We start from the raw sequence: 21373 nt of genomic DNA on the forward strand, positions 1-21373 counted from the left end.
ACATGTGATCGCCACCGCGGGACGGCGAAGCGGAAACACATGATCCCTAACTTCGCCGCCATGGATACGGCGAAGTCGACAGAGCGGTATACAGCTCTCCTCGTCGCGAATCGGGGGGAGATCGCCTGCCGGGTCATCCGGTCGGCGAAGGCGATGGGGCTGCGGACGGCGGCCATCTACACCGACGCGGACGCGGGGGCGCCGCACACCGCGCTCGCCGATGTGGCGCATCGGGTGGGCAGTTATCTGGACATCGAGCGGATCGTGGCGCTCGCGGAGGGCGCGGTCCACCCGGGGTACGGGTTCCTGTCGGAGAACGCCGACTTCGCCAGGGCGGTCGGCAAGGCGGGGCTGGTCTTCGTCGGGCCGACGCCGGAGCAGCTCGAACTCTTCGGGGACAAGCACACCGCGCGGGAGGCGGCGCGCAAGGCGGGCGTGCCGCTGCTGCCGGGCAGCGGGCTGCTCGCCGACGTCGGGGACGCGGTGGACGCGGCCGCGCGCATCGGGTATCCGGTGATGCTCAAGGCGACGTCCGGCGGTGGCGGCATCGGGTTGCGGCCCTGCGCAGACGAAGCCGAGTTGCGGGACGCGTTCGACACGGTCGGCAGGCTGGTGGCGGCCAACTTCGGCCGGGGTGGGGTGTACCTCGAACGCTTCATCGAGCGTGCCCGGCATGTCGAGGTGCAGGTGTTCGGGGACGGTCGGGGCAAGGTCGTGGTGCTCGGCGACCGGGACTGCAGTGTGCAGCGGCGCAACCAGAAGGTCCTCGAAGAGGCGCCCGCGCCCGGGCTGCCCGCCGACGTCCGGGCCAGGATCCACACCGCCGCGCGGGAACTCTGCGCCTCGGTGGGCTACCGCAGTGCCGGGACCGTCGAGTTCGTCTACGACGCCGACCGCGGCGAAGTCGCGTTCCTGGAGGTCAACACCCGGCTGCAGGTCGAGCACCCGGTCACCGAGGAGGTCACCGGGATCGACCTCGTCGGCTGGATGCTGCGGCTCGCCCGAGGGGAGAGCGGGTTCCTGGCCGACGTCCCTCCGCGCGGCCACGCGGTCGAGGCGCGCGTCTACGCCGAGGACCCCGTGCTCGACTTCCAGCCGAGTTCCGGCCTGGTCACCCGCGCCGACTTCCCGGCGGGTGTGCGGGTCGACGGCTGGGTCGAGGCCGGGCAGACCGTCTCGACCGCCTACGACCCGTTGCTGGCCAAGGTGATCGCCCGCGGCGACACCCGCGCCGAGGCGTTCGCGAACCTCGCCGCGGCCCTCGACGACACCAGGATCGACGGCGTCCAGACCAACCTCGGCCAGCTCCGCGCGATCTGCGCCGACGCGCGCGTAAAAGCCGTCGAACACTCCACATCGGACACCTTCGCCGACCCCGAGCCGCGGATCGACGTGCTGCGCGGCGGCACGTCGACCACCGTGCAGGACTGGCCGGGCCGCACCGGCTACTGGGAGGTCGGCGTCCCGCCCAGCGGCCCCATGGACGACCGCTCGTTCCGCGCGGGCAACCGAGCCCTCGGGAATCCCGAGGGCGTGCCCGGCCTCGAATGCACCCTCGAAGGCCCCGCGCTGCGCTTCAGCCACGACACCACCGTCTGCGTGACCGGCGCGCCCGCCATCGTCGCGGTCGACGGCGTGCCGGTCGCGCAATGGGAACCCGTCGACCTCCCGGCGGGCGCCGTCCTCGACGTCGCCGCGCCGCCGGGGCCGGGGATGCGCACGTACGTGCTGGTCCGCGGCGGCCTCGACGTGCCGACGTACCTGGGCAGCGCGTCGACCTTCACCGCCGGCGCGTTCGGCGGCCACGGCGGCCGGGCACTGCGCACCGGCGACGTCCTGCGTCCCGGCACGGCTGAACCCCAGCCCGCCCAGGCCGCCGAACCCCTGGATTTCCACGCGCACTGGGAGATCGAGGTCTCCGAAGGCCCGCACGCCGCCCCCGACTTCCTCACCCGCGACGGCCTGGCCCGCTTCTACGAAACCGACTGGACCGTCCACACCCAGTCCGCCCGCAACGGCGTCCGCCTCAACGGTCCCAAGCAGCTCTGGGCCCGCCCGGACGGCGGCGAGGCGGGCCTGCACCCGTCCAACGTCCACGACACGGCCTACTCCATCGGCGCGGTCAACGTCTCCGGTGACACCCCCGTGCTGCTCGGCCCGGACGGCCCCAGCCTGGGCGGCTTCATCTGCCCGGTGACCGTCGTGACCGGCGCGCGCTGGAAGGTCGGCCAGCTCCGCCCCGGCGACACCGTCCGCTTCGTCCCCGTCCCCGAGACCACCGCCGCCGCCCTGCACACCCCCGGCCCGTCGCGGCCGCACGCGCTCGGCAGCGACGGCGACGACGGCGTCCTTGCCCGGGTCGACGACGTCACCTACCGCCGCAGTGGCCACGACAACCTGCTGGTCGAGTACGGCCCGATGACGCTCGACCTCGGCCTGCGGATGCGGGTGCACGCCCTGATGTCGGCGCTGCGGGACGCGGCCCCGGCCGGGATCGTCGACCTGACCCCGGGCGTGCGGTCCCTGCACATCCACACCGATCCCGACGTCCTTCCCCTGCGCCAGCTGCTGGGGCTGCTGCGGGAGATCGAGCCTCCGCCTTGTTCGTCGGTGCCGAGCCGGTCGGTGTGGCTGCCGCTGTCGTTCGACGACCCGTCGATCCACGAGGCGATCGCGCGCTACCAGACCAACGTCCGGCCGGACGCGCCGTGGAACCCGGACAACATCGAGTTCATCCGCCGGATCAACGGGTTGTCCACAGTGGACGACGTGCGGGACATCGTGTTCGCCGCGTCCTACCTGGTCCTCGGCCTCGGCGACGTGTATCTCGGCGCCCCGGCCGCCACCCCGCTCGACCCGCGGCACCGGCTCGTCACGACCAAGTACAACCCCGCCCGCACGTGGACGCCGGAAGGCGGAGTCGGCATCGGCGGCGCCTACATGTGCGTCTACGGCATGGAAAGCCCCGGCGGCTACCAGCTCATCGGCCGCACGGTCCCGATCTGGTCCGGCCTGCGCCAGTACGGGCCGTTCGAGCAGGGCGTGCCGTGGCTGCTGCGGTTCTTCGACCGGGTCCACTTCTTCCCGGTCAGCGCCGCCGAACTGCTCGACTACCGCGCCGACCTGCGCGCGGGCCGCACCAGCCTGGAGATCTCCGACGGCGAGTTCGTCCTGGCGGGCCACCAGCGGTTCCTCGCCGACAACGCCGACAGCATCGCCGAGTTCCAGACCAGGCAGGGCGCCGCGTTCGAGGCCGAGCGGCTGGCGTGGCAGGCGGCGGGGGAGTTCGACCCGCGGCCGGAGCCGGAGCCGCTGCCGCCCGCCGCGGTCACCGTCCCGCCCGGCGGCAGCGTGGTCGAGGCGCCGCTCAGCGCCAGCGTGTGGCAGGTCGACGTGCGACCGGGAGACAACGTCGTGGCTGGTCAGAGCCTGCTTCGGCTGGAGGCGATGAAGCTGGAGGTGGTTGTGCGCGCCCCGGTGGACGGGGTCGTCGCCGACATCCTGGTGACCCCCGGCCAACACCTCGACGCCGGTCACGTGCTCGCCGTGCTGGCTCAGCGGGAGGCGGCGTGAGCGCCGTCGAGCGGGTACGCGCGGCGTATGCCCGCATCGCCGAGGTCGACCGGCCCGAGGTGTGGATCACGCTGCGGGCCGAGGAGGACGTGGTCGCCGAGGCCAAGCTGGTCGACGACCGGGTCGCGGCGGGGGAGCGGCCGCGGCTGGCCGGGCTGCTCGTCGCGGTCAAGGACAACGTCGACGTCGCGGGCCTGCCGACCACCGCGGGCTGTCCGTCCTTCGCCTACCAGCCCGAACGCTCCGCCACCGCCGTCGAGCGGCTCGTCGGGGCGGGCGCGATCGTGCTCGGCAAGACCAACCTCGACCAGTTCGCCACCGGCCTCGTCGGCACGCGCAGCCCGTACGGCGCGGTCCGCAACGCGCTGGACCCCGTCAGAGTGTCGGGTGGGTCCAGCTCCGGATCGGCGGTGGCGGTCGCGCTGGGGATCGCCGACATCGGCGTCGGCACCGACACCGCGGGCTCCGGCCGGGTGCCCGCCGCGTTCAACGGGATCGTCGGGGTCAAGGCGACGCTCGGGCTGGTTCCCACCACGGGTGTCGTGCCCGCCTGCCGGTCGTACGACGCCGTCACGGTCTTCGCGGGCACGCTGACGCTCGCGCAGCAGGCGCTGGCGGTGATGACCGGGCCCGACCCTGCCGACCCGCGCTCCCGCACGTGGCCGCTGGGCGTGCGGCTGGCCGCCGCGCCGGTCGTGGCGATCCCGTGCGACGAGAACCTGGCACCGCTGTCGTTCGAGGCCCGCCGCGCCTTCGGCGACGCCGTGGCGCGGCTGCAGGAACGCGGCGTGCGGGCCGAGGCCGTCGACGTGTCGGGGTTGCTGGACGCGGCGACCCTGCTCTACGACGGCACCTTCGTCGCCGAGCGGCACGCCGCTGTAGGCGACTTCGTCGACACCCGGCCCGCCGACCTCGACCCCAGCGTCGCCGCGATCATCGGCGCCGCCGCGCTGCTCACCGCGCGGGACCACGTGGTCGACCTCGAACGGCTCGACCACCACCGCGCCGCCGCGGCGCGCACACTCGACGGCCGGTCCGCCCTGCTGCTGCCCACTGTCCCGTTCCACCCGACGATCGCCGAGGTCGCCGCCGACCCGATCGGGGTGAACCGGGCGCTGGGCACGTTCACCAATTTCGTGAACCTGCTGGACATGGCCGCCGTCGCGGTCCCGGCGGGCACCGCGGACGGCGGGCCGTTCGGCGTCAGCGTGATCACCCGCGCCTTCGACGACCAGCTCGCCTTCGACCTCGCCGCGCTGTTCACCGGGGAACAGGCGGCCCAGCCCTATCCGGACACCGGGATCGACCTGGTCGTCTTCGGCGCCCACCTGCGGGGCCAGCCGCTCAACCCACAGCTCACCGCGCTCGGGGCGCGGTTCGCGGGCGACGTGCACACCGCGCCCGAGTACCGGATGGTCGCCATCCCAGGCCATCCGGAGAAGCCCGGCATCGTCCACACCGGACCGGAGAACGGTGCCTCGCTGCCCGGCGAACGCTGGACGCTCGCGCCGGCCGCGCTGGGTCTGTTCCTGGCCGCACTGCCAGCACCGATGAGCCTGGGTCAGGTCGCTCTGACCGACGGCTGCTCGGCTGTCGGCTTCCACTGTGACTTCGCCGTCGCCCGCGATTGCGTGGACATCACGTCCTATGGCGGCTGGCTCGCTTATCTCTCCTCCCCGTGAAAGGCATCCCCTTGAACAAAGTCAGATCCCTCGCCGCTCTCTGTGTCATCGCCCTCGCCGCAACCGCTTGCGGCAGCCGAACCGACTCGGGGTCCGGGGGGACCGCGTCGAAGTCCTGTGTGGACACCAGTGGCGACACGGTCAAGGTTGGCTTCCTCAACTCGCTGTCCGGCACGATGGCGATCAGTGAGAAGACGGTCTTCGACTCGCTGAAGCTCGCCGCCGACCAGATCAACGCGGCCGGTGGGGTGATGGGCAAGAAGCTGTCGGTGGTCAGCGAGGACGGCGCGTCCGAGCCGACCGTGTTCGCCGAGAAGGCGACCAAGCTGATCAGCTCCGACTGCGTCGCCGCGGTCTTCGGCGGCTGGACCTCGTCCTCCCGCAAGGCGATGCTGCCGGTGTTCGAGGGCGCCAACGCGCTGCTGTTCTACCCGGTGCAGTACGAGGGCCTGGAGTCCTCGCCCAACATCTTCTACACCGGCGCCACCACCAACCAGCAGATCGTGCCCGCGCTCGACTACCTCAAGGAGAAGGGCGTCAAGTCGATCTTCCTGGTCGGCTCCGACTACGTCTTCCCGCGCACCGCGAACAAGATCATCCAGGCGTACGCGAAGGCCAACGGGATCGAGGTCAAGGGCGAGGAGTACGCCCCGCTCGGCCACACCGACTTCGCCACGATCGTCAACAAGGTCAAGGGATCTGGCGCGGCCGCGGTGTTCAACACGCTCAACGGCGACTCGAACGTCGCGTTCTTCAAGGAGTACAAGAACGCGGGCCTAACCGCAGAGGCGATGCCGGTGGTCTCGGTGTCGATCGCCGAGGAGGAGGTCGGCGGCGTCGGCGTCGACAACCTGGTCGGGCAGCTCACCGCGTGGAACTACTACCAGACCATCGACACGCCGGCGAACAAGACGTTCGTGACCGCGTTCAAGGACAAGTACGGCGCCAACCGGGTCACCTCCGACCCGATGGAAGCCGCCTACACCTCGCTGTTCCTGTGGAAGGCGATGGTGGAGAAGGCGAAGTCGTTCACGCCGGACGACGTGAAGAAGGCCGCGGGCGGGGTGAGCCACGACGCGCCGGAGGGCCCGGTCACGGTCAACGGCGAGAACCACCACATCGCCAAGACCGCGCTGATCGGCAAGGTCGGCGCCGACGGGCTCATCCACACCGAGTGGAGCTCGCCCAAGCCGATCGAGCCTGACCCGTTCCTCAAGGGCTACGACTGGGCGAAGGGCCTCGCGGGCTGACGGTCTCCCGCCGTGCCCGGTCAACTGACCGGGCACGGCGGGCTCCCCCTCGGAAAGGAGTGGGCCTTGGACGCATTGCTGGGCCAGCTGTTCGCGGGCCTCTCGCTGGGGTCGGTGCTGCTGCTGGCGGCGCTCGGGCTGGCGCTGACGTTCGGGCAGATGGGCGTGATCAACATGGCCCACGGCGAGTTCATGATGGCGGGCGCCTACACGGTGTTCGTCGTGCAGGGCGTGATCGCCGACGCCGGGATCGCCCTGGTGGTCGCGATTCCGCTGGGCTTCCTCGTCGGCGGTCTGATGGGGGTGCTGCTGGAGGCCACGCTGATCCACCGGATGTACCACCGGCCGCTGGACACGCTGCTGGTCACGTGGGGTGTGGCGCTGATTCTGCAACAGGTGGCGCGGGACGTGTTCGGGGCGCCGAACGTGGATGTGAAGGCGCCTGCGTGGCTCAGCGGCGGGGTGGATCTCGGGATCACGCAGGTGCCCGCGGCGCGGCTGTTCATCCTCGGGCTCGCGGTGGTGGCGGTCAGCGGGTTGGCGTTGGTGCTGACCAGAACCGCGCTGGGTCGGCGGATCCGGGCGGTGGTGCAGAACCGGGACCTCGCCGAGACCGCCGGGGTGTCGACCAGGGCGACGGACCGGCTGACGTTCTTCATCGGGTCCGGCCTGGCCGGGGTGGCGGGTGTCGCGCTGACCTTGCTCGGGTCGACCGGGCCGACGCTGGGGACCAACTACATCGTCGACGCGTTCCTGGTGGTCGTGGCGGGCGGGATCGGGCAGATCAAGGGCACGGTGATCGCCGCGTTCGGGCTCGGGCTGCTGCAGGCGACGTTCGAGTACTCGACGACCGCGAGCCTGGCGAAGGTGGCGGTGTTCGCCGTCGTGGTGGTGTTCCTGCAGGTCCGTCCACAAGGGATCTTCAGCGTGCGGACGAGGAGCCTGGCATGAGGCGGGAAGCGTGGTCGCTGGCCGGGTTCGGCGTGCTCGGGCTGGCGCTGCTTGTGCTGGCTCCTGCGGTGCTGTCGGACTTCCGGCTGTCGCTGCTGGGCAAGTTCGTCTGCTACGCGATCGTGGCGGTCGGTATCGGGCTGGCCTGGGGCCGCGGCGGGATGCTGACGCTGGGGCAGGGCGTGTTCTTCGGGCTCGGCGCCTATGTGATGGCGATGCATCTGAAGCTGGAGGACGCGGGACCGTCCGGGGTGCCGGACTTCATGAGGCTGTACGGATCCGGCGAGGTGCCGGGGTGGTGGGAGCCGTTCCGGTCGCCTGCGGTGACGCTGGTGGGCGTGGTGCTGATCCCGGCCGTGGTCGCGCTGGGGCTTGGGCTCGCGGTGTTCCGGCGTCGCGTGCGCGGTGCGTACTTCGCGATCCTGTCCCAGGCGCTGGCGGCGGCGTTCGCCATCCTGCTGGTCGGGCAGCAGCAGACGATCGGCGGGACGAACGGGCTCAACGGGTTCCGGTCGTTCTTCGGGTTCAACCTGTACGACCCGGTCAACAAGCGGATGCTGTTCTATATAGCGGCTTCCACGTTGTTGATCGTGCTGCTGATCGCGTGGCAGCTGTATCGGTCGCGGTATGGCGAACTGCTGGTCGCGGTGCGGGATCAGGAGGAGCGGGTCCGGTTCCTCGGGTACGACCCGGCCAACGTCAAGATCGTCGCCTATGTCACGGCGGCGGCGATGGCCGGGGTGGCGGGGGCGCTGTTCGTGCCGATCGTGGGGATCATCTCGCCCGCGAGCGTGGGCGTGGTGCCGTCGATCGCGTTCCTGATCGGCGTGGCGATCGGCGGGCGGGCGACGCTGTTCGGCCCGGTGGTCGGGGCGATCACCGTGGCGTGGGCGCAGACGACGCTGTCGGAGAGCTTCCCGTCGTTCTGGATCTACTTCCAAGGGGCACTGTTCGTGCTGGTCGTGGCGTTCCTGCCCGCCGGGCTGTCCTCGATCCGCCGCCGCAGGGAGGCCGTGTGAACAGCGACTATCTGGAACTGACCGACGTCAGGGTGAGCTTCGACGGGTTCACGGCGGTCGACGGGGTCTCGATGACGGTGCTGCAAGGGGACCTGCGGTTCCTCATCGGGCCCAACGGCGCCGGGAAGACCACGCTGGTCGACGCGATCACCGGGTTGGCGCCCGCGACCGGGTCGGTGATGTTCGGCCGGACGGAGTTGTTGGGGCGCAAGGTGCATCGGATCGCGCGGTTGGGGATCGGGCGCACGTTCCAGACGGCGACGGTGTTCGAGAACCTGACCGTGCTGCAGAACCTGGACATCGCGGCGGGGGCCGGGCGTGGGCCGCTGACGCTGCTGCGGCGGCGGTCGCGGGTGCCTTCGGATGTTCTGGCGGCTTTGGAGGTGGTCGGGCTGGCCGACGTGCGGGACAAGTTGGCGGGGGTGTTGCCGCACGGGCAGAAGCAGTGGTTGGAGATCGGGATGCTGATCGTGCAGAACGCGCGGGTGCTGCTGCTGGACGAGCCGGTGGCGGGGATGAGCGCGCAGGAGCGGGAGGACACCGGCGAGCTGCTGCGGCGGATCGGGGCGGAGCGGACGGTGGTCGTGGTGGAGCACGACATGGACTTCATGCGGTCGTTCGCTTCGTCGGTGACGGTGCTGCACGCGGGGAAGGTGCTGAGTGAGGGGACGGTGGCGGAGGTGCAGGCGGATGTTCGGGTTCAGGAGGTCTATCTGGGCACCGCCGCGGCGCCCTAGAGGTTTGTTCAACAAGTGAGTTGTCGGTTTGTCGGATCGGGGCGTCGCGCCGGGAGTGCGGGACGGACTGGGTGGAGGCGTGATGTTGGAGTTGCGGGACCTGTACGTCGGCTACGGGCGCACGACGGTCGTGCACGGGGTGAGCGTCGAGGTGCCCGCCGGGGCCGTCGTGGCGGTCATGGGCCACAACGGGGCAGGCAAGACCACCCTGCTGCGTGCCGCGGCGGGCCTGCTGCGGCCCACGGCGGGAGCGGTGTTGTTCGACGGCGCCGACGTCACCCGCCTCCGGCCGCACGAGCGGGTCAAACGCGGGCTCGCCTACGTCCCGCAAGGCCAGCAGAGCTTCCCCCAGCTCACCGTCGACGAGAACCTGCGTCTCGTCGCGGACGCGGCCAAGACCGGCAAGCGGGGCATCGCCGACGCCGTCGACCGGTTTCCGGCGCTGGCGCAGGTCATGGGCAGGCGGGCGGGGCTGCTGTCCGGCGGCCAGCGCCAGCAGCTCGCCATCGCGCGGGCGCTGATCACCCGGCCGCGGCTGCTCATCCTCGACGAGCCCACCGAAGGCATCCAGCCCACCGTCGTCGCCGAGATCGAGCGGACCATCACGACCCTCGCCGAGGACCTGGCTGTCCTCCTCGTCGAGCAGCACGTCGGCTTCGCGATCGGTGCCGCAGGCCGCTATTACGTCCTCGAAGCGGGCAGGGTGACCGCGTCCGGCAGCGCCGGGGCCGAGGCGGCGGGCGACATCCGCGCGGCGATGGCGATCTGATGGGCGGTCCGCTGCGCGACCAGGTCTACCTGACCCTGCGCGACGAAGTCCTAGGTGGACAGTGGGCCGCCGCCGACCGGGTCACCGAGCCGAAGCTGGCCGCCAGGCTCGGCGTGTCCCGCACCCCGGTCCGCGAGGCCCTCGCCAGGCTTGTCGCCGACGGCCTGGTCCAGCGCGCCGACTACGGCTACGGAGTGGTGGTGCCGAGCATGGCCACGATCCGCGACCTCTACGAACTGCGCATCGCCGTGGAACTGCGCGGGATCGCGCGCGCGATCGAGAACCCGCAGGTCCGGCACGACCCGGACGCGCTCGCCACCGAACTCGACCACTGGTACGCACTGCGCGCCGACCCGCCCGCGCCCGCGCCGGAGTTCGTCCTCGAGGACGAGCGGTTCCACACCGCGCTGCTCGCCGCGTCGGGCAATCCCGAGCTGGTGTCGGCGCTGGGCGGGGTCACCCGGCGGATCCGCGCTGTGCGGATGTACGACTTCCTGATCGAGGGCCGCATCGAGACCTCTATCGCCGAGCACATCGAGATCATGGAACGCGTCCAGGCCACCGAACTGGACAAGGCGCTGCGCCTCCTCCACGAACACATCGGCGCGTCGCTGGAGATCGTCGTCGAACGGGCCACCCGCGCGCTCACCGCCCGCAACAGCCACGGACCGACCATCGGGTGACCGGCGACACCGCGGGCGGGTGGGCCGACCCGGCCGGTGGTCGTCCTCTGCGAGGGTGGCGGTCATGTTCGACGACGCCGCCGCCCGCGCGGGCTTCACCCTCGACGCCGACCAGCGCCGGGTGGCCGACCGGCTCGCTCGGTTCGGCGGAGACCTGAATGGTGGCGTGTACGTGTGGGGTCCGGTCGGGCGCGGCAAGAGCTGGCTCACCACCGTCCTGTTCGACGCCGTGGGCGCGCGCAAGCGGCGGTTCCACTTCCACGAGTTCTACCGCGAGTTCCACGCCGCCTACGCCCGCCACCGCCACCGGCCACGCGCCGTCGACCACGCCGTGGCCGAGCTGCTGGGCCGGTGCCGCTTCGTCTGCTTCGACGAGTTCCACCTCCACGACCCCGGCGACGCGATGCTGGCCGCCGCCCTGGTCAAGGCGTTGTTCGACCGGGGTATCGCGCTGTTGACGACGTCGAACTATCCGCCGTCGGGACTCATGCCCAACCCGCTCTACCACCACCTCGCCGAGCCCCTGATCTCGTTGATCGAGGCCAGGATGGACGTGGTCGAACTGGCGGGCGACCACGACTACCGCACCGACCACGCCGCCGTCCCGCGCTCCAACTTCGAGCGTGGCCGCTACCTGTGGCCCGGCACCGACGCCCAACTGAGCGAGCTCGGCCTGACCCGCCCGCGCCCCGACGAACGCCGCGTCGTCACAGGTCGGCACCTGCGTGCCGAGGCCGTCCGCGGTGACCTGGTCTGGTTCGACTTCGCCGAACTCTGCGCCACCCCGACCTCGACGGTCGACTACCTCGCCCTCGTCGAGACCTACCCGCGCTGGGTCATCTCCGGCCTGCCCAGGCTCGACGACCGCGACTCGACCCAACGCTTCGCCAACGTCGTCGACGTCCTCTGCGACCGCGACGCCACGCTGGTCCTCATCGGGGCCGAACCGTGGCCCGCACTGGTCGCGTCGGGCGTCCCGATCGACTTCGCCAGAACGGCCAGCAGGCTCGCGCTCCTCTAGCGCAAAGTGCGCCCAAATGTCGCCAGGGGTTTCACGGTCGTTGTGCGGTCGGGGGTGGCGGAGCACCTACTGTCCCCTCAAACGCGCCGACACCGGAGGCTGCCCCACATGACCGAAATGTTGACCGAGCGCCGCGGCAGTGACTTCGCCGTGCTCGCCCGCTCGATCAAGGAGCTGGGGCTGCTCGACCGCCGCTACGGCTACTACGCGACCCGCATCGGGCTGACCGTGCTGTCCCTGGCCGTGCTCGCGGTCGGGTTCGTCTGGGTCGGCGACTCGTGGTGGTCGCTGTTCCTCGCGGTGGCCGCGTCCTTCGTGACCACGCAGTTCGCCTTCCTCGGCCACGACGCCGGGCACCGGCAGATCTTCACGTCCAAGAAGCGCAACGACTGGGTCGGGTACGGCTGCGGCGCGGTCACCGGGATCAGCTACCAGTGGTGGGTCGGCAAGCACAACCGCCACCACGCGAACCCGAACCACGAGGACGAGGACCCCGACATCGACATCCCGGCGCTGGCGTTCAGCCGCGACCAGGCCCGCACCAAGACCGGTCCGCTGCGCTGGATCGCGGCGTACCAGGCGTACCTGTTCATCCCGCTGCTGATGACGCAGGCCGTCCTGCTCAAGAGCGCGGGCATCGAGGCCGCCGTCGAGGGCACGGTCAAGGGGCTGAAGCGGGAGATCGCGCTGCTCGCGGCGCACGTGGCCTGGTACCTGACCGCGGTGTTCCTGGTGCTGTCGCCGGGCAAGGCCGTGCTGTTCATCCTGATCCACCAGGGCCTGATGGGCATCCACCTCGGCATGTCGTTCGCGCCGAACCACAAGGGCATGCCGATCATCCCGCAGGGGGAGAAGCTCGACTTCCTGCGCAAGCAGGTGCTGACCTCACGCAACATCCTCGGCCGCCGCTGGGTCGACATCATGCTGGGTGGACTCAACTACCAGATCGAGCACCACCTGTTCCCGAGCATGCCCAGCGTCAGTCTGCGGCACGCCCAGCCGGTCGTGCAGCTGTTCTGCGAGGGCCGCGACGTGTCCTACACGCACACGGACTTCCTCACGTCCTACGGCGACGTCCTGCGTGCCCTGCACGACGCGGGCGCGCCGCTGCGGGCTAAAGCGAGCTGAGTGCCTCATCGGCGCTGAGGCAGCCCGCGGTCGCCAGGTCGAGGTTGGCCAGCGACGCCAGGTGGGCTTCCTCAGTGGCGGCGGCGACGCAGTCGCGGATGACGTGCACCGTCAGGCCGAGGTCGGTCCCGTGGCGGGCGGTCTGCTCGACGGTGAGGTTCGTGGCGACGCCGGTGATGAACAGCCTGTTGACGCGGTGCTTGCCGAACCAGACGAGCAGGTCGTTGCCCGCGAGCCCGGACAGCTTCTGGTTGTCCACGACGTGGTCGGCCTGGTCGCGCATCTCCTCGATCAGCGCGGCACCGTGCGCGTCCGGCCGGAACGCGTCCTGGGCCTCGCCGACCGCGGTCATGAATCCCGTGTTGCGCACTAACTGACCCTCGTCGTCGGGGATCGTGAACCGGGTGAAGACCGTGAGCAGTCCAGCCGCGCGGGCCTGCTCGTGGAACGCGGCGGCGCGGCCGACGACGCCGCTGGCCGCGACGGGTTCGGCGAGCATCCCGCCGAAGAAGCCTTCCGGTTTGATCACGTTGACCTGCCAGTGCAGGGCGAGGACCGCGGTGCGGGGAGGTTCGATCGTCATGGTGGGGATCTTGCCAGACGGGCCCTTCCGCTGAATTAGAACGTGTTCTAAAGTGCGGGGAGGTCCGTCGGCTCCCAGGCAGCGAGGTAGGCCCCATGAACTATCCCGACTACGTCATTGTTGGTGCAGGTAGCGCGGGATGTGCGGTGGCCGGGAGGCTGGCTGAGTCGGGTGCCGAGGTGGTGTTGCTGGAAGCCGGTCCGGGCGACAAGAACATGTTCGTACGCAAGCCCGGGATGATCGCGGTCTTCCACAACGTGCCGCAGCTCAAGAAGCGCCTGGACTGGGGCTACTACTCGGCGCCGCAGACCGCCGCGCTGGGCAGGCGCATCCCGCAGACGCGCGGGAAGGTGCTCGGCGGGTCCAGCTCGGTCAACGGGATGATCTTCGTGCGCGGCAACCGCCGCAACTACGACGACTGGGGCCTGCCGGGCTGGTCATTCGCCGACGTCCTGCCCAGCTTCAAACGCATGGAGGACTGGGCGGACGGCCCCACCGACCTGCGCGGCGCGGGCGGGCCGATCAAGGTGACCCGCCAGCAGGGCGTCACCCCGGCCGCCGAGGCGTTCGTCGAGGCCCTGAGCGCGGCCGCCGGGGTCAAGAAGAACGACGACTACAACGGCGAGACCCAGGAAGGCGCGAGCTTCGTCCAGCAGAACATCGACCGCGGCCTGCGCTACAGCGCGTCGATCGGCTACCTGGCGCCGCGACCGAACCTGACCGTGCGCACCGGGGTGACAGTGTCGCGGGTCGTCATCGAGGGCGGCCGGGCGACCGGCGTCGAGCTGGTGGGCGGCGAAGTCATCCGCGCATCGCGGGAAGTCGTGCTGGCGGCGGGGGTGTTCGGGTCGGCGCAGGTGCTGATGCTGTCGGGTGTCGGTCCCGCGGCGCACCTGCGGTCGCACGGCATCGAGGTCCGCGCGGACCTGCCGGTCGGCGACAACCTGCACGACCATCTCTTCGTCCCGATGACGTTCCTGACCAAGAAGGCCATCCACCGCGGCACCGCGCCCTACTTCGCCGCGGGCGCCGTCAAGGAGGCCCTGCGCGGCGACACGTGGATGGGGCGGACCGTGTTCGAGGCGGTCGGCTGGGTGCACAGCTCGCGCGGAACTTCGGTGCCCGACATCCAGCTGCTCGCGCTGCCGTGGTCGTACCCGTTCCCCAACCAGGACGCCCCGATCCGCCACGCCGTGGACAAGCGGTCCGCGCTGACGGTCATGCCGACCCTGGTCTATCCCGAGAGCCGCGGCACGCTGCGCCTGGCGTCGGCTGATCCGACGGCCGCCCCGATCATCGATCCGGCCTACCTGACCTCCCGGCGCGACACGGATCTGCTGATGGAGGGCATCAAACTGGTCCGCGAGGTGATGGCCCACAAGACCATCGCCGGTGATCTGGACGGTGAGCTGTCACCGGGTCCTGAGTTCGCCGACGACGCCGCGATGGCGCGTGAGCTGCCCAATCGGGCCACGACGGTCTATCACCCGGTCGGGACATGCCGGATGGGTGTGGACGAGCGCGCGGTCGTGGACCCGGAGCTGCGGGTGCGGGGGATCGAGGGCCTGCGGGTGGCCGACGCTTCAGTCATGCCGGACATCGTCGGCGGCAACACGAACGCCCCAGCCATGATGATCGGCGAACACTGCGCCCACCTGATCACTCAGTGAGACGCGTGCTCGCCCATCAGCACCACGCTCAGCGCCGCCACCACCAGATTGCCCAGGAAACGCGTGGCGGTGATCAGCGCTCCGTCGTGCGGCTGGGCGGCGGTTCGGGTCAGGGGGATGGCGACCATGTCGGTGTCCTTAGTCCGGTGGTTATCGACCAGTCCACGGTCGCACCCGCTGACCTGCGCTTTCATCGGCCGCAGGTCGGGTTCGGACACCCGTCGGCCTCATCCCCGGGGATGACACGGCCAGTAGGGGGCAGGGGTCTTCATCATCGGGGAATGTCAGCTCGCTGAACGTTGCCCAAACGGGTCTACCGGAAACGCGCCCGGATGCCTACGGTCGGCCAGTCCCCGCCGCCGTCCTTTGGAGACCCGTTGCGCTCGCGCCCAGCTAGACCCATCAGGCCCATCGTGGCCGCGGTGGTCACCGCGATGGCGGTGGTCCCGTCGGTCGTGCTCCTCACCGCCCCCGCCGCGACCGCGGCCTCGTTCGCCCCCGGGAACGTCGTCGTCGCCCGGGTCGGTACCGGTGACGCCGCGCTCACCAACGCCGCGACGCCGGTCTTCCTCGACGAGTTCACCCCCAGCGGCGACCTCGTCCGCTCGGTCCCGCTGCCCACCTCGGTGTCGGGCGCGAACCGCCGGGTGACCATGAGCGGCTCCGCGACCTCCGAGGGCGCGCTCGCCCTGTCGCAGGACGGCCACTACCTGACCCTCGGCGGCTACGACGCCGACCCCGGTCTCGCGGGCATCGCAGGCACGACCTCCGCCGTGGCGAACCGCGTGGTGGCCCGCGTCGACGTCGACGGCAACGTCGACAGCTCGACCGCCATCACCGACGCGTTCAGCGGCAACAACATCCGCGGCGTGGCCAGCGACGACGGCAGCCGCCACTGGGCCGTCGGGGCCAACGGCGGCGTGCGTCTGGCCGCCAACGGCGCGACCACGACCACCCAGATCAACACCGCCGCGCCCACCAACATCCGCGCGGCGACCGTCGCGGGTGGACAGCTGTTCGTCTCCACCGGCAGCGGCACCACCGGCGTCTACTCCGTCGGCACCGGCCTGCCGACCACCGGGGGACAGACCCCGGCCCTGGTCGCGGCCGTGCCCAGCCCGTACGCCGTGGTCGCGCTGGACCGCGACCCCGCGGTGTCCGGCGTGGACACCCTCTATGTCGCCGACGACTCGGCCGCGCCCAACGGCGGCATCGTCAAGTTCTCGTTCGACGGCACCACGTGGACCGCGCGCGGCGCGTTCCGCCCGGCCAACAGCGGCGTGCGCGGCCTCACCGGCACGGTGACCGGCTCGACCGTCTCCCTGTTCGCCACCACAAGCGCGACGGCGGCCTCGCTGGTCCGCGTCGAGGACACCGCGGCATCGGCCGCGCCGATCGCGGCCACCGGCACCGTGCTGCGCACCGCGTCGGCCAACACCGCCTTCCGCGGCGTCGCGTTCGCACCGTCCTCTTCGGTCACCGCGCCGTCGATCGTCGGCCAGCCGCAGGACGCCGCGATCGCGAGCGGCGCGTCGGCCACGCTGACCGTCGCCGCCACCGGCACCGGCCCGCTGGCCTACCAGTGGTACACCGGCACCGCGGGCGACACCGCGAACCCGATCTCGGGCGCCACCGCCGACTCGTACACCACGCCCGCGCTGACCGCGCCCGCCACGTACTGGGTCCGGGTCACCGGCCCCGGCGGCCAGGTCGACAGCCGCACGGCCGCGGTGACGATCAACGGCGGCACCAACACCGCCCCGACCATCGGCCCGGTGCCCGTCGCCGAACTCGCGTTGACCGTGGGCGATCCGGACAACCCGCCCGCGCTGCGCACCGTCGACATCGCCGACGCCGAGACCCCGGCGGGCGGCCTGACCGTCACCGTCGACAGCAGCAACCCGGCCGTCGCGACCGGTGGCACCACCGGCACCGGCACGCCCCGCACGCTGACGGTCAACCCGGTCGGCGTCGGTCACGCGACCCTGACCGTGACCGTCTCCGATGGCGCGCTGACCAGCGCGACCACCTTCGCCGTGTCGGTCTCGGCCGCGCTGCCCGCGGGCACGCACAACCACTACGGCGCCAGCGACGCCAGCACCGCGATCGACCTCGGCGCGGGCGCGATGGTCGTCGCCGACGACGAGACCAACGTGCTCCGCGTCTACGACCGCGAGCACTCGCGCTACCCGGCGCAGGCGTTCGACGTGCGCGCGGCCGGCCTCGCCCTGCGCGACGCCGACGTGACCCGCGAGATCGACATCGAGGCCGCCGCCCGCCAGGGCGACACCATCTACTGGGTCGGCTCGCACGGCCAGAACTCCTCGGCGAAGACCCGCCTCAACCGCCAGGAGCTGTTCACCACCACGGTCAGCGGCACGGGCACTGGCGCGTCGCTCTCGCTCGGCGGCAGCTACCAGCTCCTGCGCGACGACCTGATCGCGTGGGACCAGGCCAACGGCGACGCGCTCGGCATCGCCGCCGCCGCGACCCGCGCCCCCGAGGGCGACGGCCTGGGCGGCCCGACCGGCGTCAACATCGAAGCCGCCGAGTTCGCCGCCGACGGCAGCCTGCTCCTGGGCTTCCGCGGCCCGCTGACCAGCGACAACAAGGCCATCGTCGTCCCGGTGACCAACATCGCCGCGCTCGTGGCCGCCAACCCGACGACCGGCGTGACCGCGTCGTTCGGCACCGCGCTGCGCTGGGACCTCGGCGGCCGGGGCGTGCGGGAGATCCGCAAGAACACCGCAGGCGAGTACCTGATCATCGCCGGACCGTCCGACGCCGGGACCGGCGCCGCGGGCGAGTACAAGTTCTACTCGTGGGACGGCGACGCCACCCACCAGCCGCTGCCGCGCGCCGGGTCGCTCGACGCCGTCGCCGCCACCGGCAAGCCCGAGGCCATCGTGGACGTGCCCGCGCCGCTGACCGACACGTCGTCGGTGCAGGTGCTGGCCGACTCCGGTGACACCGTTTTCTACGGCGACGGCACGATCGCCAAGGAACTGCCGCAGGCCCAGCGCAAGTCCATCAGCGCTGTCGTCGCCGTCGGCGCGGGCCCGGCCTGCACCTCCGGCGTCAGCACGATCGGCTCTGTCCAGGGCACGACGGACGTCAGCCCGAAGGCGGGTCAGACCGTCACCGTCCGCGGCACCGTGGTCGGCGACAACGAAGGCGCCCAGCCCGCGCTGCGCGGCTTCTACCTGCAGGACACGGGCGACCACGACGGCGCGACCTCCGACGGCGTGTTCGTCTTCGACAACGGCGCCAACCTGGTCTCCCTCGGCGACGTCGTCCAGGTGACCGGCGCGGTCGCGGAGTTCCAGGGGCAGACGCAGATCAGCTCGTCGGCGTCCGGCATCCAGTCGTGCAACCGGCAGGGCGCGGTCACCCCGACCGATCTGATCCTGCCGCGCGCGACCGCGGGCGACCTGGAGCCGTACGAGGGCATGCTCGTCCGGCTCCACCAGACCGTGACCGTCACCGAGCACTTCCAGCTCGGCCGGTTCGGCCAGGTCGTGGTGTCCTCCGGCGGCAAGCTGCCGCAGCCGACGTCGATCATCCGCGCGACGGACACGGCGGCGGTCACCGCCCAGCAGAACGCCAACAACCTCAACCGCCTGATCGTCGATGACGCCACCAACGGCCAGAACCCGGACCCGATCGTGTTCGGCCGGGCCGGTCAGCCGCTGTCGGCGGCCAACACGCTGCGCGGCGGCGACACCCTGACCGACGCGGTCGGCGTGCTCACCTACACGTGGGCAGGCAACGCGGCCAGCGGCAACGCCTACCGCCTGCGTCCGCTCAACGCCCTCGGCGGCACGGCCGTGTTCGACGCGGCCAACCCGCGGCCGACGACGCGGCCGGACACCGGCACCGGTTCGGTGAAGGTCACCGGCGCCAACCTGCTCAACTTCTTCAACACCTTCACCGGCTGCAAGTTCGGCACCCAGGGCGGTCCGGCCGACTGCCGCGGCGCGAACAACGACACCGAGTACCAGCGCCAGCTGGCCAAGGAGGTCGCCGCGCTGCGGTTCCTGGACGCCGACGTGACCGGCGTGATGGAGCTGGAGAACGACGGCTACGGCCCGGGCAGCGCCATCCAGGCCCTGGTCGCCGCGCTCAACGCCGCCGACGGCCCCGGCTCGTGGGGCTTCGTCGACTTCGACGCCGCCACGGGTGTCGTCGACGTCGCGGGCACCGACGCGATCAAGACCGCGCTGCTCTACCGCGCGGACCGGGTGACCCCGGTGACGGGCGCGTCGTTCGTCAACCAGAACCCGGTGTTCGAGCGGCGGCCGGTCGCGCAGACGTTCCAGACCCCGGCCGGGGCCCGGTTCAGCGTGACGGCCAACCACTTCAAGTCCAAGGGCTCCTGCCCGACCTCGGGTCCGGACACCGACCAGGGCGACGGCCAGAGCTGCTGGAACCCGCGCCGCACCCAGCAGGCGCAGGAACTCGCGAGCTGGCTTGACTCGGTCGTCAAGCCGGGCGCGGGCGACTCGGACGTGCTGATCGTCGGCGACCTCAACTCGTACGCGGGTGAGGACCCGATCGCGGTGCTCGAGTCGGCCGGCTACACCAACCTGGCCAAGGCGTACCACGGCCCGGAGACCTACTCCTACGTGTTCGACGGGCAGTGGGGCTACCTGGACTACGCGCTGGCCTCGCCGTCGCTCACCGCGCAGGTGACCGGCGCGGGCGAGGCGCACAACAACGCGGACGAGCCCTCGGTGCTGGACTACAACACCGAGTTCAAATCGGCGGGCCAGCTCGCGTCGCTGTACGCGCCGGACCGGTTCCGCACGAGCGACCACGACCCGGTCCTGGTCGGCATCGCGCTTGGCGTGCCCACGGTGATCTCCGGGTCGCCGGTCGCGGGCACGGTCGGGCAGCCGTACTCGTTCGGGTTCACGCTGAGCGGCCCGGCGAGCGTCACGCTGGCCGCGGGCTCGCTGCCGCCGGGGGTGTTCCTCGACGAGGACGGCACCCTTACCGGCACGCCGACGAGCGCGGGCAGCTTCGCGTTCACCGTGCGCGCGACCAGCGCGTACGGGGTGACGGAGGCGCCCGCCACTGTCGTTGTCGCGCGTGCGGCGTCCACTGTGGACCTGACGGCGGGTCCGTCGCCTGTGGCCACCGGGGGTTCGGTCACGCTGACCGCCACGGTGTCCGCCGCTGCGGCCGCGTCCGGCACGGTGACCTTCCGCGAGGGCTCGACGGTTCTCGGGTCGGCTGAGGTGTCGGGCGGCTCGGCGAGCCTGGTCGTGTCGGCTCCGGCCGCGGGCAACCGCTCGGTGACCGCGGAGTACTCGGGCAACACCGACGTGCTCGGCTCGGTCTCGGCGGCGGCCACGTTCGACGTGATCGACCCGGTGACCCTCGGCGGCACGCTGCCGGGCGGCACGGTCGGCGCGGCGTACTCGGCGGCGGTCCAGGTGACCGGCGGGGCTCCGGTGACGCTGTCGGTGTCGGCGGGCTCGCTGCCCGCGGGCCTGTCACTGACCGGCGCGACTGTCGCGGGCACGCCGACCACGGCGGGCTCGTACACGTTCACGATCAAGGCCGAGAACGCGGTGTCGAGCACGACCCGCGAGTACACGGTGGCGGTGGGCGCGGCGGCGACCACGACTGTCGTCACGTCGTCGGCGAACCCGGCCGTCACGGGCACCACGGTCCGCTTCACCGCGACCGTGTCCGGCCCGCTGACCCCGACCGGCACGGTCCAGTTCAGCGTCGACGGGGAGACCATCGGCGGGCCGGTCGCCCTGGTCGACGGCACCGCCGTCAGCCCGCCCGTCGTCGCGGTGACCCTGGGCGCGCACCAGGTGACCGCGGCGTACTCGGGTTCGCCGTCGTTCACCGCGAGCACGGGATCGCTGACCCAGTACGTCCAGGTCGGCATCAAGATCCTGTCGCCGACCGCGAACGGCTCCTACCCGGCGGGGTCGAAGATCCCGGTCAGGTTCCAGCTGACCTCGGCCTCCGGCCAGCCGCTCCCGGCACTGGCCTCGGCGCTGCTGCTGGCGAGCGGGCGCGTGACGGTGTCGGGCAGCGGGGTCCAGTCGTTCCCGGCGACCCGGCCGTCGTTCGACCCGTACACCAACACGTTCAGCCTGGTGTGGGACACGGCCAAGCGCCCGGTGGGCCAGGTGACCGCCACGGTGTCGGTGAGCTACCCGAACGCGCCGACTCAGTCGGTGCCGGTGAAGTTCACGCTGCGCTGATCGAGTGAGTGCGAGCGGCCCGGTGGCTTCGGACACCGGGCCGCTTCGCGTTCCGCCCGAGTCGCTGAGCGGGCGCGCTG

Annotated in this window: 14 protein-coding genes; 12 read left to right on the forward strand and 2 right to left on the reverse strand. The window is 71.5% G+C overall.

Annotated features, from left to right (window positions below; genetic code table 11):
• Window positions 1-60 precede the first annotated feature (60 nt).
• The 10 genes from uca (at window position 61) to ACSHT8_RS34330 (ending at window position 12813) form a co-directional block, all read left to right on the forward strand.
• Window positions 61-3573, forward strand: coding sequence for an urea carboxylase (gene uca, locus ACSHT8_RS34285; protein WP_436496174.1), 3513 nt, complete (start codon window positions 61-63; stop codon window positions 3571-3573).
• Entirely contained in the window at window positions 3570-5255 is a 1686-nt protein-coding gene (gene atzF, locus ACSHT8_RS34290; protein ID WP_436496176.1) for an allophanate hydrolase, read from the forward strand. The genes uca and atzF overlap by 4 nt, the downstream gene beginning before the upstream one ends.
• Before the next feature lie 119 nt (window positions 5256-5374).
• A complete protein-coding gene (gene urtA / locus ACSHT8_RS34295) occupies window positions 5375-6505 on the forward strand; it encodes an urea ABC transporter substrate-binding protein (RefSeq protein ID WP_436496178.1) in 1131 nt (376 codons plus the stop codon).
• A gap of 66 nt (window positions 6506-6571) precedes the next feature.
• Window positions 6572-7456 carry an urea ABC transporter permease subunit UrtB gene (gene urtB, locus ACSHT8_RS34300; RefSeq protein ID WP_436496180.1) on the forward strand — a complete coding sequence of 295 codons (885 nt, stop codon included), beginning with the start codon at window positions 6572-6574 and terminating at the stop codon, window positions 7454-7456.
• A complete protein-coding gene (urtC, locus tag ACSHT8_RS34305) occupies window positions 7453-8475 on the forward strand; it encodes an urea ABC transporter permease subunit UrtC (protein WP_436496182.1) in 1023 nt (340 codons plus the stop codon). The genes urtB and urtC overlap by 4 nt, the downstream gene beginning before the upstream one ends.
• Window positions 8472-9212, forward strand: a complete 741-nt coding sequence (urtD, locus tag ACSHT8_RS34310; RefSeq protein WP_436496184.1) for an urea ABC transporter ATP-binding protein UrtD — start codon at window positions 8472-8474, stop codon at window positions 9210-9212. Before urtC ends, urtD begins: the two co-directional genes overlap by 4 nt.
• Window positions 9213-9294: 82 nt before the next feature.
• Window positions 9295-9981 carry an urea ABC transporter ATP-binding subunit UrtE gene (gene urtE, locus ACSHT8_RS34315; protein ID WP_436496186.1) on the forward strand — a complete coding sequence of 229 codons (687 nt, stop codon included), beginning with the start codon at window positions 9295-9297 and terminating at the stop codon, window positions 9979-9981.
• Entirely contained in the window at window positions 9981-10664 is a 684-nt protein-coding gene (locus ACSHT8_RS34320) for a GntR family transcriptional regulator (protein WP_436496188.1), read from the forward strand. Before urtE ends, ACSHT8_RS34320 begins: the two co-directional genes overlap by 1 nt.
• 64 nt (window positions 10665-10728) lie before the next feature.
• Window positions 10729-11685: a cell division protein ZapE gene (gene zapE / locus ACSHT8_RS34325; protein WP_436496190.1), complete on the forward strand. Its 957-nt coding sequence runs from the start codon at window positions 10729-10731 to the stop codon at window positions 11683-11685.
• A gap of 108 nt (window positions 11686-11793) precedes the next feature.
• Window positions 11794-12813 carry a fatty acid desaturase family protein gene (locus ACSHT8_RS34330; RefSeq protein ID WP_436496192.1) on the forward strand — a complete coding sequence of 340 codons (1020 nt, stop codon included), beginning with the start codon at window positions 11794-11796 and terminating at the stop codon, window positions 12811-12813.
• Here the strand turns inward: ACSHT8_RS34330 and ACSHT8_RS34335 are convergent.
• A complete protein-coding gene (locus tag ACSHT8_RS34335; protein ID WP_436496194.1) occupies window positions 12800-13396 on the reverse strand; it encodes a cysteine hydrolase in 597 nt (198 codons plus the stop codon). The genes ACSHT8_RS34330 and ACSHT8_RS34335 overlap by 14 nt on opposite strands.
• A 95-nt stretch (window positions 13397-13491) precedes the next feature.
• On the opposite strand from ACSHT8_RS34335, the gene ACSHT8_RS34340 reads away from it, so the two are divergent.
• Window positions 13492-15066: a GMC family oxidoreductase gene (locus ACSHT8_RS34340; RefSeq protein WP_436496196.1), complete on the forward strand. Its 1575-nt coding sequence runs from the start codon at window positions 13492-13494 to the stop codon at window positions 15064-15066.
• Here the strand turns inward: ACSHT8_RS34340 and ACSHT8_RS34345 are convergent.
• Window positions 15060-15284 carry a hypothetical protein gene (locus tag ACSHT8_RS34345; protein ID WP_436496198.1) on the reverse strand — a complete coding sequence of 75 codons (225 nt, stop codon included), beginning with the start codon at window positions 15282-15284 and terminating at the stop codon, window positions 15060-15062. The genes ACSHT8_RS34340 and ACSHT8_RS34345 overlap by 7 nt on opposite strands.
• A 195-nt stretch (window positions 15285-15479) precedes the next feature.
• Here ACSHT8_RS34345 and ACSHT8_RS34350 point away from each other — a divergent pair, with 195 nt between their 5' ends.
• Window positions 15480-21293, forward strand: a complete 5814-nt coding sequence (locus tag ACSHT8_RS34350) for an ExeM/NucH family extracellular endonuclease (RefSeq protein ID WP_436496200.1) — start codon at window positions 15480-15482, stop codon at window positions 21291-21293.
• The last annotated feature ends 80 nt before the right edge of the window (window positions 21294-21373 follow it).

Origin of the sequence: Actinokineospora sp. HUAS TT18 (assembly GCF_051364635.1) — a bacterium.
Lineage (GTDB): Bacteria > Actinomycetota > Actinomycetes > Mycobacteriales > Pseudonocardiaceae > Actinokineospora.